Annotated in this window: 14 protein-coding genes and 1 pseudogene; 6 read left to right on the forward strand and 9 right to left on the reverse strand. The window is 65.4% G+C overall.

Features of this window, described 5'->3' with window-relative positions:
* The first annotated feature begins 387 nt into the window (after window positions 1-387).
* From HWX36_RS01330 to HWX36_RS01340, 3 genes are all read left to right on the forward strand, one after another.
* A complete protein-coding gene (locus HWX36_RS01330; RefSeq protein WP_175950487.1) occupies window positions 388-2,589 on the forward strand; it encodes a glycoside hydrolase family 3 C-terminal domain-containing protein in 2,202 nt (733 codons plus the stop codon).
* Window positions 2,590-2,951: 362 nt separating this feature from the next.
* Window positions 2,952-3,539, forward strand: a complete 588-nt coding sequence (locus HWX36_RS01335; RefSeq protein WP_175950488.1) for a YigZ family protein — start codon at window positions 2,952-2,954, stop codon at window positions 3,537-3,539.
* Between the two features lie 260 nt (window positions 3,540-3,799).
* Window positions 3,800-4,090 carry an H-NS histone family protein gene (locus tag HWX36_RS01340; protein WP_175950489.1) on the forward strand — a complete coding sequence of 97 codons (291 nt, stop codon included), beginning with the start codon at window positions 3,800-3,802 and terminating at the stop codon, window positions 4,088-4,090.
* Window positions 4,091-4,153: 63 nt separating this feature from the next.
* Here HWX36_RS01340 and ppk2 read toward each other — a convergent pair whose 3' ends face one another.
* From ppk2 to HWX36_RS01375, 7 genes are all read right to left on the reverse strand, one after another.
* Complete coding sequence (ppk2, locus tag HWX36_RS01345; RefSeq protein WP_175950490.1) at window positions 4,154-5,104, reverse strand: polyphosphate kinase 2; 951 nt, start codon at window positions 5,102-5,104, stop codon at window positions 4,154-4,156.
* A gap of 88 nt (window positions 5,105-5,192) precedes the next feature.
* Complete coding sequence (locus HWX36_RS01350) at window positions 5,193-6,584, reverse strand: OmpW family outer membrane protein (RefSeq protein WP_175950491.1); 1,392 nt, start codon at window positions 6,582-6,584, stop codon at window positions 5,193-5,195.
* Window positions 6,585-6,588: 4 nt separating this feature from the next.
* Entirely contained in the window at window positions 6,589-7,884 is a 1,296-nt protein-coding gene (locus HWX36_RS01355) for an HlyD family efflux transporter periplasmic adaptor subunit (protein ID WP_175950492.1), read from the reverse strand.
* A gap of 12 nt (window positions 7,885-7,896) precedes the next feature.
* A complete protein-coding gene (locus HWX36_RS01360) occupies window positions 7,897-8,901 on the reverse strand; it encodes a hypothetical protein (protein ID WP_175950493.1) in 1,005 nt (334 codons plus the stop codon).
* A complete protein-coding gene (locus HWX36_RS01365) occupies window positions 8,898-11,018 on the reverse strand; it encodes a peptidase domain-containing ABC transporter (protein ID WP_175950494.1) in 2,121 nt (706 codons plus the stop codon). Before HWX36_RS01365 ends, HWX36_RS01360 begins: the two co-directional genes overlap by 4 nt.
* A 144-nt stretch (window positions 11,019-11,162) precedes the next feature.
* Window positions 11,163-11,348, reverse strand: a complete 186-nt coding sequence (locus tag HWX36_RS01370; RefSeq protein ID WP_021159490.1) for a hypothetical protein — start codon at window positions 11,346-11,348, stop codon at window positions 11,163-11,165.
* Window positions 11,349-11,572: 224 nt separating this feature from the next.
* Window positions 11,573-11,749, reverse strand: a complete 177-nt coding sequence (locus tag HWX36_RS01375) for a hypothetical protein (RefSeq protein WP_006479216.1) — start codon at window positions 11,747-11,749, stop codon at window positions 11,573-11,575.
* Window positions 11,750-12,156: 407 nt separating this feature from the next.
* On the opposite strand from HWX36_RS01375, the pseudogene HWX36_RS01380 reads away from it, so the two are divergent.
* Window positions 12,157-13,442, forward strand: a pseudogene (locus HWX36_RS01380) (TolC family protein).
* Between the two features lie 72 nt (window positions 13,443-13,514).
* Window positions 13,515-13,628 carry an ANTAR domain-containing protein gene (locus tag HWX36_RS36920; RefSeq protein ID WP_226195266.1) on the forward strand — a complete coding sequence of 38 codons (114 nt, stop codon included), beginning with the start codon at window positions 13,515-13,517 and terminating at the stop codon, window positions 13,626-13,628.
* A gap of 21 nt (window positions 13,629-13,649) precedes the next feature.
* Here the strand turns inward: HWX36_RS36920 and HWX36_RS01390 are convergent, their stop codons facing one another.
* Window positions 13,650-14,099: a helix-turn-helix domain-containing protein gene (locus HWX36_RS01390; protein ID WP_069251376.1), complete on the reverse strand. Its 450-nt coding sequence runs from the start codon at window positions 14,097-14,099 to the stop codon at window positions 13,650-13,652.
* 353 nt (window positions 14,100-14,452) lie between these two features.
* Here HWX36_RS01390 and HWX36_RS01395 point away from each other — a divergent pair, with 353 nt between their 5' ends.
* Window positions 14,453-15,376 (forward strand): alpha/beta fold hydrolase, encoded by a 924-nt coding sequence (locus tag HWX36_RS01395; protein ID WP_175950495.1) that lies wholly within the window; start codon window positions 14,453-14,455, stop codon window positions 15,374-15,376.
* 86 nt (window positions 15,377-15,462) lie between these two features.
* Here the strand turns inward: HWX36_RS01395 and ggt are convergent, their stop codons facing one another.
* A complete protein-coding gene (gene ggt / locus HWX36_RS01400; protein ID WP_175950496.1) occupies window positions 15,463-17,184 on the reverse strand; it encodes a gamma-glutamyltransferase in 1,722 nt (573 codons plus the stop codon).
* Window positions 17,185-17,476 lie beyond the last annotated feature (292 nt).

Genomic DNA, 17,476 nt, shown 5'->3' on the forward strand with positions numbered 1-17,476 from the left:
CGCGCAAACGCCCGTTCGCAGGTACTTCTTACTCCGCGCCGCCACCGCAATCGGGAACGATGACCGTCTTTTCATCGCGTCTCACGGCCGTGTCGAATAAAGATCGTACGTATCGGTACAAACACCGATGCTGTAGTCAAACTACATTCATACCATTAGTCGCTGCAGAGAATCGCTACATCCGATTTGGCAGCGTCGGGCGGCCCGTGCGTCGCCGCCCGCATGCGCCGGTCGAGCCCAACCGGCCGTAACGATTCCCCGCCTGGCCTGGCATGCGACGCGCAACCACCCACCATTGCCAGCCGAATGCGTCCGGTGCGAATCCACCGGACGTGCGCAGCTCCAGACATCATTCGAACAACCGGCAATACGATCATGGAGAGCAACATGCGGGACACATTCTGGCCGGCCGTCGTGCTGGCAGCGACCCTCTGCACCACCGCCTACGCAGGCGAAGCCGATTTCAACGCGCAGGGCGACGCCACCGATGCGTTCGCGTCGGCCGCCGCGCAACGGCGCGCCGACCTGCTCGTGCGCAAGATGACACTCGACGAAAAACTTCAACTCATTCATTCGCAATACGAAATGTCAAAGGTGCCGGGCGGCGGCGCCGGCTACATCCAGGGCGTGCCGCGGCTCGGCATTCCCGACCTGAACATGGTCGACTCGGCGACGGGTTCCGGCAGCACGTCGCAGGCCAGCACGACGTTCCCCGCGACGATCGCGGTCGCCGCGAGTTGGGATCGCCGCCTGTCGTACGACTACGGCAAGCAGGTCGCGATCCAGTTGCGCGCGCAAGGGTTCGGCATGGGTCTCGGCGGCGGCACCAATCTCGCGCGCGAACCGCGCGGCGGGCGCCTGTTCGAGTATCTCGGCGAGGATCCGCTGCTCGCCGGCGACCTGCTCGCCGAACGCACGCTCGCCACGCAGCGGCAGAAGGTCATCGCGACCATCAAGCACTATGCAGGCAACGAGCAGGAGCACGGCCGGATGGGCGGCAACACGCAGATCGACGAGCGCACGCTGCGCGAACTCTACCTGCTGCCGTTCGAGATCGCCGCGAAGCGCGGGCGGCCCGGCAGCGTGATGTGCAGCTACAACCGCCTGAACGGCACGTATGCATGCGAGAACCCTCACCTGCTGAACGACGTGCTCAAGAACGAATGGGGCTTCCAGGGCCAGGTGCAGTCCGACTGGGGGGCGACGCACAGCACCGCCGCCGCGATCAACGCCGGGCTCGACGAGGAAGAAGACGTCGGATCGACCGTGTACCTGACGCCGGCGGCCGTCAAGCAGGCCATTGCGAACGGCTCGGTGTCGACTGCGCGACTCGACGACATGGTGCGGCGCAAGCTCGCGGTGATGATTCGCGTCGGCGTGATGGACGATCCGGCCAAGGGCGGCGGCACGATCGATTTCGCGGCCGCGAGCCGGTTCGCGCAGGCCGCTTCCGAGCAGTCGATCGTGCTGCTGAAGAACGACGGCAACCAGTTGCCGCTTGCCGCGTCCGCACTGTCGCATATCGCCGTGATCGGCGGCCATGCCGATGCGGCCGTGCTGTCCGGCGGCGGCTCGGGCAACACGCGCGACCCCGTATCGGGATCGTTCGCGGGCTGCGGCGGCCTCACGTTCGGGTCATCGACGGGATGCAGCTGGTGGCGCAATCCGTGGCTGAAGGTCGACGTGCCGATCGTCGCCGCGATCCGCGCGCTTGCGCCGGCCGCGCAGGTCACGTATGCCGGCAACAGCGATCAGCAGTCGCCGTTCCGCGTGTACACGCAGCAGGAGATCGACCAGGCCGCGGCACTCGCGGGCCGTTCGGACGTCGCGATCGTCGTGGTCGCACAGCCGGCCGGCGAGGATTTCGGCGATCTCCAGAGCCTGAGCCTCGCGAACCCGTCGAACCAGGATACGCTCGTCGAAGCGGTCGCGCGCGCGAATCCGCACACGATCGTCGTCGTCCAGAGCGGCAACCCGGTGCTGATGCCGTGGAAGGACCAGGTATCCGCGATCGTCGAGGCGTGGTATCCGGGCGAAGCCGGCGGCAAGGCGATCGCGAACGTGCTGTTCGGCGCGGTCAATCCGTCCGGCAAGCTGCCCGTCACGTTCCCCGCGCGCGATCAGGATTCGCCGACCTGGGGGCAAAACGGCGCGTTCGACAACGATCCCGTCTATGCGGAAAAGCTGAACATGGGCTATCGCTGGTATGACGCGCACAACATCAAGCCGATGTTCGAGTTCGGCTACGGGCTGTCGTACACGCACTTCGCGTACTCGGGGCTGTCGGTGTCGAAGCAATGGGACGGGTCGCTGAGCGTCGCGTTCACGGTGCGCAACGACGGGCGCGTTGCGGGCGCGGAAACGCCGCAGGTCTATCTCGGCGTGCCGTATAAGGACGAACCGCCGAAGCGGTTGGTCGGCTGGGAGAAGATCCGGCTGAATCCGGGCGAGACACGGCGTGTGCGCGTTACCGTGTCGCCGCGCATGCAGAGCGTGTGGGATACGTCGCGTAACGGCTGGCGCGTGGTGCCGGGCGGGACGGTGTATGTCGGTGCGTCGTCGCGGGATATCCGGTTGCAAGGGCACTGAGCGGCGATAACCCGACGGAAGAGCCGTGCATGTCGTGCCGGGCTCTTCCGTATTCCCCCATCCGCTGACGGGCCTTACCGGAGCGACAGCGCCAGCAAGGTCGCGAGCGCTTCGATCTTGACCAAGCCTCAACAGGTGAACGGCCGCTGCCGCACCATTCACATCGGCGCGCTTCGCCAGTCCGTATCCGGCAGATCAACCAGGCCGGATCCTGCCGGCATCGACATGCTTCGATGCGCACCACGGTAAAATCCGGCTTCCATCCCGCCCATGCAGCCGGCCCATGCCTGCCCGGGTCAGCATCGAAAGAGTCGACACGCCGTCATCACCTTGATTTCATTAAACTTTCCCCGCCGCGACGCATGATGTACTCGCTCGCCACCACTTACATCCGCGAACTCGAGATCCGCAAGAGCCGCTTCATCGCGTACGCGATTCCCGTCGACGACCGCGACGCCGCGATGCAGGCACTGCAACGCCTGCGCGAAGCACATCCGGCGGCCACGCATGTGTGCTGGGCGCTGCTGGCTGGCGGCCAATCGGGAATGTCGGACGACGGCGAGCCATCGGGCACCGCGGGCCGCCCGATCCTGGAAGTGCTGCGCCATCACGATCTCGACGGCGTGCTGGGTGCGGTCGTGCGTTACTACGGCGGCGTGAAGCTCGGCGCGGGCGGATTGGTGCGCGCGTACACCGATGCAATCGCATCGGCGCTGCTCGATGCCGAGCGCGTCGAGCGCATCCGCTACACGCGGCTCGCGATCGAGATCGGCTATCCCGAGGAGGCGCGCGTGCGCCGCTGGATCGAACAGGCGGGTTATGAACTGGTGGACAGCGCGTACGGAATGACGGTCAGGCTCGTGATCAAGCTGCCCGAGACCGCCGACGCGAACGCGCGGACCGAGTTGTTCGACCTGACGCAAGGGCGATCAGGCTTTCCCGATCTGTGACGAGCGGCAACCGCGCGCCCCGTCGCCCCCGCTGCCGGCAAATTCCGCCGAAAAATCAGATACGTCCGATAGAAAAACCGCACGCCGCCACTTAATCTCACCGGGTTCCCGGCGACTCGCGCCGCATACGTTTCCCGCAGGCCGGCGCAAGCAGCACGCAACCGCCACCGGCCGAGGCGGCGCGCCTGGGCCAGGCGCGCCGGCGTATAGCTCACCACGCGTCGCCAATAATCAAAACTCGACTACGGGATAACGGACGCATGCATCAAGTGAAGGCACTGCAAGCCCAGCTTGCGGAACTCGATCGGCGCATCAAGGCGGCGCGAAGCCGCGAACGCAACGCGGTGCTGGCGCAGGTACGCGAACTCGTCACGAACTACGCGCTGACCGCACGGGAAATCTTCGGGCAGGGTTACAGCGATCGCGCGAAGCTGTTCACCGTCGGCGTGAAGTATCGCGACCCGGCAACCGGCGCGACATGGAGCGGGCGCGGCCGCGCACCTGCATGGATCGTCGGGCGCGACCGCGACGCATTCCTGATCCGGGAGTAACGCGCGCCGCGTTGCACGGCGCGCCCCTTCATCGCATCGAACCCGCCGCGGCCACTCAGTAACTCAGTAAATATCCGGCACGATCATGGTGTCCGGCACCGGCCGGCGGATGTAATCCTCGTGATGCTCGCGCGGCGGCAGGTCGATCGGTGCGTGCGGCACCTCGTGATACGGCACCTGCTGCAGCAGATGGTGAATGCAGTTCAGCCGCGCGCGCTTCTTGTCGACGGCCTGCACGACCCACCACGGCGCTTCCTCGATGTGCGTGCGCTGCAGCATCTCTTCCTTCGCGGCCGTGTAGGCTTCCCAGCGGCGGCGGCTCTCGAGATCCATCGGGCTCAGCTTCCACTGCTTGAGCGGATCCTGGATCCGGCTCTGGAATCGCACTTCCTGCTCGTGATCGGTGATCGAGAACCAGTACTTGACGATCTGGATCCCGCTACGCACCAGCATCTTCTCGAACTCGGGCACCGAACGGAAAAACTCCTCGTATTCCTCGTCGGTACAGAAGTTCATCACGCGCTCGACGCCCGCGCGGTTGTACCAGCTGCGGTCGAACAGCACGATCTCGCCACCGGCCGGCAGATGCGCGACATAGCGCTGGAAATACCATTGCGTGCGTTCGCGGTTGTTCGGCGCCGGCAGCGCCGCCACGCGGCATACGCGCGGGTTCAGCCGCTGCGTGATGCGCTTGATCGCCCCCCCCTTGCCGGCCGCGTCGCGCCCCTCGAAAATGACGACGAGCCGGTGCCCCGTGCTCACGACCCAGTCCTGCAGCTTCACGAGCTCACCCTGCAGCCGGAACAGTTCGCGGAAATACTGCTTGCGCGCTTCGCGACGTTCCTGCGAAAACGGCAAGTCGTCGCTGTCGTCGAAGCGGCGATCGTCGAGCTCCATCTCGAGCTCTTCGTCGTAGGCGTCGACCAGATCTTCCTCGAAACGGCGCTGGCGCACCTCCATCGATTCCATATCGGTGCGGTCGTCGGTCTCGTTACGGGTATCGTTGTCGCCCATGGGGCCTCCTTCCATCATTGACGCAGCCAAACTCCGACATTATCCCAGTGTCGCGCGTCAAATTCATGAAAAAGGGCCGGCGCGCCGGTCAGAAGCGGAATGCGAGCAGTACGCTCGCCAGCACGGGGTTCGCGGAAATATCGAACGTGTTCGACGCGAGCTGCCGGTTCGGCTGGTCGATGTCCAGCGTAATCCTCGTACGTAACGGGATATAGGTCACCATGCCGGTGACCCAGAACCGGCGCGTGATCTGGTAGCTCGCGCCGACGGTAAACACCGGCTCCCACACGCTCTTCACCTTGGCCGACACGTTGGTCTTGCCCGACAGCAGCAGGTCGCCGCCGGCATCCCAGATACGCTGGAACAGCGACGGGTCGAGCAGCAGCGACTGCAGGCTGCCGATGTCCGCGCCCGCCGCGAGCAGCCCGCCGAGCGACGCGAGCTTGCGCTGGAATACGGGATTCAGGTTCGTGTTCGTGAAGCGCGTATAGCTGACGCCGATACCCGCGAACGGGCGGAAACGATCGTCGCGCTCGCCGAGGTAATACTTGAACACGACGGAGCCGAGCCACGCGCGCGTGGTCGCGAGCGGATTGCTTTGCGTGTTCGCGAGATCGATCAGCGGAAAGCGCCCCTGGACGCCGGAAAAAATCCGGTCGAGCGGCAGCGCGATGCTGCCGTGCCCGCGCAGGGTCAGCACCGGCGGAATGCCCGCGCCGAGTTCGGCCGCCCAGTGCTCCGAGACGAAGTGGGTCAACGTGAACGCCAGCGTGTTCGTATTGCTGAGCGACAGGCTCGAACCCTGGTTCTGAAAGCTGTTCAGCCCGAGGGCGTCCGTGTGCGTCGTCACGGGTGTCGATCGGCCGGTCGTGCCGATGAAGTGCCAGCCGAGGCCGACCATGTTGCGGTCGTCGCCCATCAGCTGCGTCAGCAGCGGCGGCGCCTGGGCGGCCGGCAGATCCGGCAGCCGCGACGGGTCGATCGGATGCAGTTCGTACGGCATCCGGTCGGCGTGGACGACGCCGCTGGCCGGTGCGCGATCCGCCGTCGCATCGCGGGGCGCGGCCGGCTCGCAGCCGCCAGTTGCGCCGTTGTCGTCGAAGCCGATACCGTCCGCGCCATCGTCGCGCGCGGCCACGCATGCGCGCCCCGCCCCGCTGGTTCGCTGGCCGAGCGTGATCTTGCGCGCCGTCAACGGTACGGTGTCGGGTTGCGGCACGTCGCCCGAGTCGTCACGCTCGCGGCGGCCCGGCCCTGCATCGGTCGCCCACGCGCTCGCATCGAATCCGTCCGCGTCGCCGCCCGGCCAGAAGCCGATTCCGTCGGCGCCGGCCTGCCAACCCGGTTCGGCGCCGCCGTCCGGCTGCGGCGCGCCATGCGCGGCGGCCGCGCAAGCGCACAGCGCCGCAGCGAGCCAGCGCGACAGCGGGCGCACGGCGCCCGGCCGCGCGCGGCGGCGATCCTTGTCCCGGCTCGCCATCGGCTCAGGCCGGCACGCCGAACAGGCGTTGACGGATGCGGTACAACGGCTCGAACAGCCATTCGAGCAGGCTGCGCCGTTCCAGCACGATATCGGCCTTCAGCATCATCCCGGCCCGCAGCGACAGTGGCCGCCCTTCGAACGCCGGCGTGCGGTCGGCCAGCTCGACCCAGGTCTTGAAGTAGGTTTGCGGCGTAGCGGCATCGCCCGGCAGGTTCAGCTCCTTCGCGGAAAACGCGACGGGCGAGATCGACAACACCTTGCCGCGATAGGTGCCGAACTTCTCGACCGGATAGCTGGCGTACGCCACCTTCACTTCCTGCCCCTTCTTCACGAAGCCGGCCTTCGACGACGGAATGTAGACCTCGGCGATCAGCCCGTCGGCCGTCGCGGGCAGGATCTCGACGACGCGCGTGCCCGGCGGGTCGATCACGCCGCCCTGCACGACGTCGAGCCGCACGATCTGCCCGTCGGCCGGCGCGTACAGCACCTGGTTCACGTTCTCGTCGATGTTGTATTCCTTCGCGTTCAGTTCCTCCTGCTTGATCTTCAGTTCCGCGTTCGCGCCGTCGTACTTGCTCTGCATCGTGTCGAGGTCGCCGCGCAGCTTCATCGCGTTCTTCATCAGCTCGGCGCGGCGCAGCAGCAGGTCCTGGTACGCCTGCCCGGCCTGCAGGTACTGCGTGTTGACCTGGTTGTACTGCTCGAGCGTCACGACCTGTTCGTCGAGCAACTGCTTCACGCGCGCACGCCGCTCGCCGTATTCGTCAACGATGCGCTTCTGGTCCTGGATCTGCCGGTCGATCAGCCCGCGGCTCTCGCCCTGCGCGGCGATCTGCTGGTTGATCTGCTGCACCGACGACTTGTATTCGAGGCGCGCGGCATCGATCTGCTGCGTCACCTCGACACGCTGCCGGTCGAGCGCCGCGCGCATCCCCTGCACGTTGTTGGCCTGGCTCACGAAGCTCGTGTCGCGCGTCACCGCCAGCAGCCGCTGGCCGGCCTTCACGTGCTGGTCCTTGCCGACGTAGATGTCGCGCACGGCCCAGCCCGGCGGCGCGCCGACGCCGATCAGCCCCGAGCGCGGCGTCAGCATCCCCGACACGCTCTCGGTATTCGCGTAGCTCAGTTCGACGAGCGCGGTCACGAACATCGCGAACATCGCAAGTGACAGGTAGCAGAAGAACCGCAGCGACACCGGCACGTCGACGACGCCGTGGATCACGGTGCCGAAGGTCGTGCCGCGCGCAAGCTTGCGCGACGGCTTCTGTTCTCGGAGGGTGGCGTTCCAGGTCGGCATGGGGCGGGCTCGTCAGGAGCGACGCCGCGCGGCCGCATCGAGCAGCGGCGTCGGCATCAGGTAAGGCGTGAAGTGTTCCCAGAAATGCCACTGCTCGGGCTGGCGTACCAGCGCCTGCTCGAGCCGGTCGACGATGCGCTGGTGCGTCGCGCGCACGGGCGACGCGTCGTCGTCCGCGCCGAGCATCGGCGCGAGCGGGCTGGCCGCGAGCTCGGTGAAATGCACCGCGCAGCGATCGCGGAACGGCACGCCCGTCGCATACGCGACGAGCAGCGGAATCCCCTGCTCGACCGCGAGCTTCACGCCGCCGCCGGCCATCCGCACCCAGCGGCCGCCGAGCCGGCAGCGGTTGGTCTTGCCGAACCTGCCGTGCAGGTCGGAGAACAGCAGGAAGACGGGCGCCTCGCGCCGCAGGCTCGTGATCAGCCGCCGCAGGTGCACGCGCTCCTCGATGTCGATGAACTCCACTTCGCCGGCGCCGTATTCGGCGACGAGCCGCAGCGCATCGTCGAAGAACGCGCCCGGCGCATCGCGGTGCAGGATCACCATCAGCTTGCGGTCGTCGGGAATCATGAAGCGCAGCTTCGTGACGAACAGCATCAGGTTGCCGAAGTGCAGCCCCGCGAGCATCAGCGGGCCGCCGCGCGCGAGCGCCGTGCGCAACTGCTCGTCGCCTTCGCACGCCATGCCGTCGATCATCGACTTCATCGATTCGAGGCTGTGCGTACGCAGCTTGAGCCCCGCGAACTCGGCCTCGAACAGCTCGCGCACGATCGCCGCCGACACTTCCCGCACCCGTCGCGGATCGTCGTTCAGGTGCGCGCTCAGCATGTATGCGACCGCGCGCTCGATCGACTCGCGAATGCACGGAAAGCAGCTCAGGCATGCGCCCGAGCACCAGCGCATCAGCCGCAGCCCGCGCGCGGGTGACGTGCGCAGCGCGACGGCGCGCACCGCGCGCCGCACCAGGAACGCATACGAGAACGGGTTGAGCAGAAAGAGCCGGCCGAGCATCACCGCGCCTCCTCGGCCGCACGCCATGCATCGGTCGCATCGGTCAATACGCCGTCCTGCATCTCGTAGATCCGGTCGACCATCGACAGGATCGACGCATCGTGCGTGACGAGCACGATCGTGCACGGCAGCGTCAGCACGTTGCGGCAGATCTCGTGCGTCGTCGCCTGGTCGAGGTTCGACGAGAATTCGTCGAGGATCAGCAGGCGCGGCTCGCAATACAGCGCCCGCGCGATCAGCAGCCGCTGCATCTGGCCGGCCGACAGGAATTTCTGCGTATCGCCGAGCGGCGTGTCGTAGCGATGGTCGAGCCGCTCGATCTCGTCGTGGATGCATGCGAGCTTCGCCGCGTCGAACATCGCGCCGATCCGCGGCGCGGGCGCGAAGTTCGTGATGTTGTCGCGGATCGTCCCGCGAAACAGCTGGTCGGACTGCGTGACGGCGGCGAGATGCTTGCGGTACTGCCGCAGGTTCACTTCCGCGAGATCGACGCCGCCGACGAACAGCGTGCCGGGCTCGGGCCGCACGAGGCCGCAGATCAGGTTCAGCAGCGTCGTCTTGCCGCTGCCGGTGCGGCCGACGATCGCGATCTTGCCGCCCGCCGGCACATCGAGCGCGATGTCGCGCAGGATCGGGCGGTGGCCGCCTTTCGGCGTATACGACAGCGCGCGAATCGACAGCGCGCCGTCGAAACCGTCGACCGGACGCACGACGGCGTCCGGCGCGGGCTCCTCGGTCTCGGTCTGCAGCACGTCCGCGACACGGTCCATGTGCACCTGCAGCACCTTGCGGCGCACGTAGAGCTGGATCGAATCGATGAACTTGTCGGCGAACAGGTTCTTGTACTGGATGAACGCGTAGATCACGCCGATCGTGCTCCGGCCGTGCATCACGAGCCACGCGCCGTACGTGACGATCACAAGCTGCTCGACGTGCACGATGCCTTTCGAGATCGCATCGAACAGCAGCTGCAACCGCTCCTGCTGGCGCATCGCCTGCAGCTTCTGCGTGAACGCGTTTACCCACAGGCTGCTGCGCGCGGTCTCGGCCGACAGCAGCTTGATCGAGTGCGCGGAGCGGATGTTCTCGATCAGCAGCGCGTCGGCTTCGGCGCCGCGCGTGAGGATCTGCGACATCGCGTCCTGCAGTTGCGGCTGGATCGCGAGCCGGCTCAGCGCGAACAGCACCATCCCGGCCAGGCTGATACCGGCCAGCACCGGGCTGTAGTACAGCATCAGCACGAGCGTCAGCGTGCAGGTGACGATATTGAGCAGCCCGCCGACGAGGCCATCGACGAGAAAGCGCCCGACTTCCGACACCGACGACACGCGCGAGATCGAATCGCCGGTGTTGTGGAACAGGAAATAGCCGATCGGCAGCCGCGCGAGATGCCCGACCATGTTCGCCGACAACTGCTGCGACACGATGTTGCGCAGGTAGCTCTTGATGTTGCCGACGAGGTTCGCGTAGAGCGTGTCGAACAGGAACACGATCGCGAACAGGATCGTCAGCAGGTACAGGATGTCGACGTCGGTCTTCTTCAGCGCCTCGTCGATCGTCAGCTGCACGTACGACGGGCCGAGCAGCAGCAGGAGCTGCGCGGCGACGCCGCCCGCGATGCCGATCGCGAGGCTCTTGCGAATGCCGGTCAGCCCTTCGAGGTAGTCGCGCAGCCGGATCCGGTCGGCCTGCCCCGCCCGCGTGAAGCCGATGTCCGGATTCAGTTCGAGCGCATAGCCGGTGATGTGCGTGAGCGCCTGCGCGAGCGGCAGCTTCGTTTCGCCGAGCGCGGGATCGACGATGTGCACGCTGCCGTAGCCGACCTTCGTCAGCACGACATAGTGGTTCATCCCCCAATGCAGGATGCACGGCGTCTTCAACGCATCGAGCTCGCCCGCGTCGAACTGCAGCCCGCGTGCGCGCAGGCCGAGATCGTTCGCGATCTCCATCAGGTCGAAGAACGACAGCCCGGAATCGATCCGGACCGGATAGCGGTTGCGCAGCGTGCGCAACGTCGTTTCGCGCCCGTGCCACGACGCGATCATCGCGAGGCAGGCCAGGCCGCACTCCGTCACCTCGTCCTGCAGGACCGGACGGACTTTACGCGTATTGAAGAGCATGGTCGGGCACCCGGGGCGCGACGACGCGCCGCCCGGGCCTGCCGGTAGCGGGCCCGTGGCGGGTCGTGCGCGATACGCATGGGCGCAGCCGGCACGCTGCCGGCTGCGACGGAAGATCGGTGTTCCGGCTGTCGGGCGGGCCGCTCAGCGCGACGAGCCGAGCGACATCCGGAACTGTTCGACGGCGCGGGCCTGGTACTGGGTCATCAGGCCCTGGAGCGTGGTGCCGATCGACTGGTTGACGAGATCGACCGTATAGGCGGCCGAATTGGAGTAAAGCGACGCGCCGCCGCGAATCTGGCGGGCCTGTTCTTCCGTGATGTCTCGCATTTGCTGTGGCCTTTATATTGTCGGAATGCCCGCCACCGTCAGCCAATCGCAATCTCGATGGCCTTTACTTTATTACGTGGATAATCCGGCACTCCTGCCTCCTGATAATCGCCCGAACCGAAAGAAATGCATTTCGGATTCGCTTTATTTCCACTGCGGCGATCGATTCTTTTCCTTCTGTTGCGCAGCATTTCGCGCGGGGGGCGCCTCCCCGCGCACGGCGGTTACTTGCCGGTGTTATTGAACGTCTTCGGGTTCTGCAGGTAATTGCCGAGGCTCGGCAGGAACTGGCCGAGCGCGGTCACCACCGGCGCGGCGTCAACGGCGAGGCTACCCAGCGAGCTGATCGCACCGCCGCCATGCACATTCCTGACCTGTTCCGTCGTCATGACCTTCATCATTCTCTCCTCGTAAAAAATAAAGATGATGCAAAGAACCTTCATTGAAAGACAAACGGCTTTTAATCCCTAGCGACTTGTTAATCTAATAATCACTGCGATTGCGAGCCGAAATCAGGCTATCATGCGAGCGCATCGGAATTCAATGGAGGACACACTCTTACAGGCGCGTTTTCCGATGCGCCACTGGCAGCAGGCATTCACGCAGTTTGAATTTCAATTTCAATACGTTTAAATCCCGCCGCAATACGTTGCGGCACGGGCAGGAGACGGAGACGGCCATGTTTGAAACGAGGCGTGCGAATCGCGGATCGGCGACGCGGAATACGGGTAATTCCCTATCAAGTTTTCCGACTAGGTGGAATCCCCGACTTGCAACTGTGACATTGTTCGCTGTAACGATAGTCGGCATGTCTGCGAACGCGCGTGCGTTCTGCCTCGACACCGCCTTCCAGTACGCGGTCGTGCACGATCCGCGCTACCTGCAGGCGCGCAGCGAATACGATGCGGCCCGCCAGAAATTCCCCGAAGCGCGTGCGCAGATGCTGCCGCAGGCCGCCGCGCAACTCGAATGGGGACGCTACGGTACGCACGCGAACCTGTTCGGCATCGACGTCAGCGGATCGAGCAATGCCGCATACGGTTCCGCGCAGGTCACCCAGGCGCTGTTCAACGTGCCCTACCTGTACGACAGCGGCGCGCGACCGAGTATGAGGAATCGGCAAGACAGAAGCTCGAGGTGGCGAGGCAGGACCTGATCCTGCGCGTCGCGAACGCATGCTTCGACCTGCTGAGCGCGCGCGAGAAACTGCAGTCGGCCGACGACGAAGTGAGCGCGCTCACCCGGCTCGAAAGCGATACGCGCCGCATGGCGCAGCTCGGGATGAAGACGATCGGCGATACGGCCGAAATCGAGGCGCGCCGCAGCCTCGCGCAATCCGACGAAGCGCTCGCGCAAACCGACGTCGACGCACGCCGCGCGCGCTACGAGACACTGCTCGGTTCGACGATCGATTTCTCGCGCTGGCCGCGGCTCGCGATGCGCGGGTCGTCGCCGCGCATTCCATCGGGCGAATACGCGCCGCAGGACAACCCCGCGTACCGGCAGGCGTATCGCGACGTCCAGGTCGCGCGGCTCGCCGCGAAGCGCGTCAGCGCCGAGCACTTGCCGACCGTCGACCTGTTCGCGTCGTATTCGCGCGGGCTCAACCCGAACCTGCGCGGACTCACCGATCGCTCCGACTTCCACCAGAGCGCGGTCGGCGTGCAGGTGACGATCCCGATCTTCTCCGGCGGCAGCGTGTACTACCGGCAGGTGGAGGCCGAACACGTGACCGAGCAGTACCGCAACCGGCTGCGCGAGGTCGAGGAGCAACTGAGTACCGATCATCGCGAGGCGCTGTCCGCGCTCGAGTCGGTCGGCAAGCGCATCCGCGCGCTGCAGCAGTCGCTGCAGGCCGCGCGTCTCGCCTACGATTCGTCGATGAAGGCGCATCAGGTCGGCTACAGCACGACGTACGAGACGCTGAACCTGCGGCGCGACATCTCGGGCATCCGGCAGAAGCTGTTCGACAGCTATCTCGACGCGCTGAAGCTGCAGCTGAAACTGAAAAGCGTGCTGGGTACGCTCGACGAACAGTCGCTGATCGCGGTGGATAGCTTCCTCGAAAGCAACGCGGCGAACGATCGAAGTTGAGCGCGCATCGATGCGCGTCGGCGTTCCACACAAGGCTGTACACGCAACCTTATTCGGTATTGCCGATGCGCAATCGGCGAGGAAGAGGCCTACCAGCAGATCCGCTCGCAGGCGATGGAGCGGCGCATTTCCATCAACCAGCTCGCCGAGCAGATCGTGCAGGCGCATGGGCTGCTGAAACGGTAACGCGGGCGCGATCGCCGCACGTCAGTCCGGCGGCGGCAACACGACCGTGTCCTCCGGCCCGAGCACGCGCCCGTCCTGCGAACGCAACTCCAGTTTCCTGACCGGCAACCCGCTCTTCCGGTCGACGAGCAGCACGTGCGCCTCGTCCGGTTCGAAGAAGAAATCCTCGCCCCACTGCCGCAGCGCGACGAGCAGCGGAAACAGGCCGCGCCCTTTCTCGGTCAGCACGTATTCGTGATGCGCGCCGCCATCCGCGGCCGGCACGATGTCCATGATCCCGTGCGCGACCAGGTTGCGCAGACGCGCGGCCAGGATGTTCTTGGCCAGCCCGAGGTTCTTCTGGAATTCGCCGAAACGGCGCAGCCCGTCGAACGCGTCGCGCACGATCAGCAGCGACCACCAGTCGCCGATCGCGTCCAGCGGACGGGCAACGCCGCAGGGGGAATCCTCGTGCGTGGTTCGTCTGTTCATCGATGCATGGGGCGCCTCCGTTCCCGGAATGCGGGCGGAGCGGCGGTCGTTTCCGTTGAAATGAATGGTTGCAATATAAAACTCACTACGCGAAAAATCAATCGCTCGGAACCCGACTGTTCGCGATCGACGAATGGCAGGGTCGATTCGGGCCTGATTGGCACGCCAACTCCTGCGTCCAGCGGATAAATTACGGTGCCGTTCCTTTCCGACGCGTCGTCATGCACCCATGGCCGGGTCGATCCGCGGTTGGCCCGGACATCTTTCTGGTTGCAACTTGAAACCCGATAACCTACGCTTCATTTTGGTTTCAACTTGAAACCAAATTATCCGACTATCCGAAGGAGCGCTCGATGATCCGGTCCGATGCCACGTTCGACGGCACCTTTCCATTCGCCCCGCATTTCGACGACGCATCCGGCTTCCGGATGCACTACGTGGACGAAGGCCCGCCCGATGGCGAAACCATCCTGTGCCTGCATGGCGAACCCACGTGGGGCTATCTGTTCCGCCATCTGGTTGCCGCGCTGAGTCCGACACACCGCGTCGTCGTCCCCGATCACATGGGCTTTGGCAAAAGCGCGACGCCGCAGGACCGCAGCTACTGGTTGCAGGACCACATCGACAACCTGGAACGTTTCGTACTCGCGCGCGGCCTCGATCGCATCACGCTCGTGATGCACGACTTCGGCGGCCCGGTCGGCATGGGGCTTGCCGCGCGGCATCCGGATCGCATCCGGCGGATCGTGTCCGTGAACGGGCCGACGCCGTTCGGCCAGCCCGATCTTGCCGAGCGCCTGAACGCGAACGGTCGCGACGCGCCGTGGTTCCAGTGGATCATGCGCGCGGCGGCGGACGATACGCTCGAGACGGTGCTCGGTCAGCTCGGCTTCAACATCCTGAGCACGCTGAAGCTGAACGGGTTCGAAAACCACGCGATCATCAACGACACCTGGATCGCCGCATACGGTGCGCCGTTCGCGCAACCGGCCGATTGTCTCGGCGCGATCGGATGGGCCCGCGGGTTTGCCGCCGGTGCGCACCGGTTCGAGGAGCCCGATGCGGCGGCGCTGCGCGCGATACGAGAAAAACCCGCGCTCGCGATCTGGGGAGACGCCGACCGAACGCTCGGCGCCGAACACTTCCTGCCGCTCTTCACGGCGCTGTTTCCGTCCGCGCCCGTCGAGCGGCTGGCGGGCGTCGGGCACTACTGTCTCGAAGATGCGCCCGACGCCATCGCGACACGCATCGCACGATTCATCCGGACCACCGGCTGAGTGTGTTCCACAGCCGGCGGTACGGCACCCGGCTATGGAGCACGACGTGCGCGGCCGCCTTCGCAACCGCGCACGCCTCCTTCACGTCAGTGAATCACCCGCGTCACCCCCCGCCCGCGCGGGTCGGCCATCGCTTCCGGCGTCTTGCCGTCGATCTTGATCACCTGGATGTCGCCGCTGAAATCCTGCCCCTTCAGCGTGTAGCCGCGTGCCTCGATCTGCTTCGCGAGTTCGCCTTCGATCGGGTGGTACGGCTCCCAGAAGATCGTGTTCGGCGGCAGCAGCTGGTGATGGAAGCGCATCGCGCCGACGGCCTCCTTCAACGGCATCTTGAAGTCGTAGATGTTGTTGATCACCTGGAAGATCGACGTGAAGATCCGCGAACCGCCCGGCGTGCCGATCACGAGCGACACCTTGCCGTCCTTGGTCATGATCGTCGGCGACATCGACGACAGCGGGCGCTTCTTCGGTTCGATCGCGTTCGCGTCGCTGCCGACCACGCCAAACATGTTCGCGACGCCCGGCTTCGCGGAGAAGTCGTCCATCTCGTCGTTCAGCACGATGCCCGTGCCGTCTGCGATCACGCCCGAGCCGAAATAGCCGTTGATCGTGTACGTGTTCGACACCGCGTTGCCCCACTTGTCGACCACCGAGAAGTGCGTCGTTTCGGCCTTCTCCGGCATCGTCGTGCCGAGGCCCGGCTGCACGCTCTTCGTATCCGACGGCTCCTTCGGGTTGACTTCACCCGCCCGCTTCGCGATGTAGGCGTCGTCGGTCAGCTGCGCGATCGGCACCTTGTAGAAATCCGGATCGCCGAGATACTGCGCACGATCGGCGAACACGCGCTTCTCGATTTCCGCGACGAGGTGGATGTACTGCGGCGAGTTGAGCTTCACGCCCTCGAAGTCCTGCTTGAGGTCGGCCTTCATCTTCAGCAGCTGCACGAGGCCGATGCCGCCCGAGCTCGGAGGCGGCGCGGTGATCACGTCATAGCCGTTCCACTTCGCCTGCACCGGCTGGCGCCACACCGCGCGGTACTGCGCGAGATCCTCGGTGGTGATCAGCCCGTTGCCGTCGCCGGTCTTCATCGACGCGGCGATCAGCTCGGCCGTCTTGCCCTTGTAGAAACCTTCCGCGCCGTCGTTCGAAATTCGCGTCAGCACATCGGCGAGATCTGGCTGCTTGAAGTTCACGCCGGCCTTCAGCCCGGAGAAATACTTGTCGAAGTTGGTCTTGCCGCCGAACTCCTTCGATGCGTCGACGCCGCGCTGCGCGAGCTGTTCGTCGACGACGAAGCCATCGCGCGCGTAGTGGATCGCCGGCGCGAGCACCTGCTTCCACTTCAGCTTGCCGAAGCGCTTCTGCGCTTCCCACATGCCCGCGACCGTACCCGGCACGCCGACCGCACGCGGGCCGTACAGGCTCATGCCCTTGACGACGTTGCCGTCCTTGTCGAGATACATGTCCTTCGTCGCGGCGAGCGGCGCACGCTCGCGGTAGTCGATGAAGTACGGCTTGCCGTCCTTGTAGATCGTCATGAAGCCGCCACCGCCGATGTTGCCGGCTTCCGGATACGTGACGGCGAGCGTGAATGCGATCGCGACGGCCGCGTCGATCGCGTTGCCGCCTTCCTTGAAGATCCGCTCCGCGGCATCCGCGCTGTACTTGTCGGCCACCGCGACCGCCGAGCTCGTCAGGACCGCGGGCTGCGGCCCCTTCGCATAGACGGGCGCGTTCGGCAGGAAACCGATGCCGGCCACCGTCGCGAGCGCGACAGCGGATGATTTGAAGCGATTCAGCGTAGTCATTGCATGTCCCCCATGTGGATCTCCTTCAGACAAAAAAAGCACCTGTTCCGCTCATGGCCGCTGGCGCGCCGACGGCCACATCCGGTTTCGTAGTATACGGGGACAAAAAGGGTCGAACACGGCGCGTGCAACGAAAGCACATCCGTTGTGTGCGCCCGGTCACACTGCGGCTTCCGAACATGCATGTGGATCGGCCGAAATGGCGTCCGATGCGCGTCATCACGCGGCGCACAAAACCGAAAGTTGCGAACCGCGCAGCGGGCCACGTGGCGCTCGCAAAAAAATCTGCAAA

The organism is Burkholderia sp. BCC0405, from assembly GCF_902833075.1.
GTDB lineage: Bacteria > Pseudomonadota > Gammaproteobacteria > Burkholderiales > Burkholderiaceae > Burkholderia.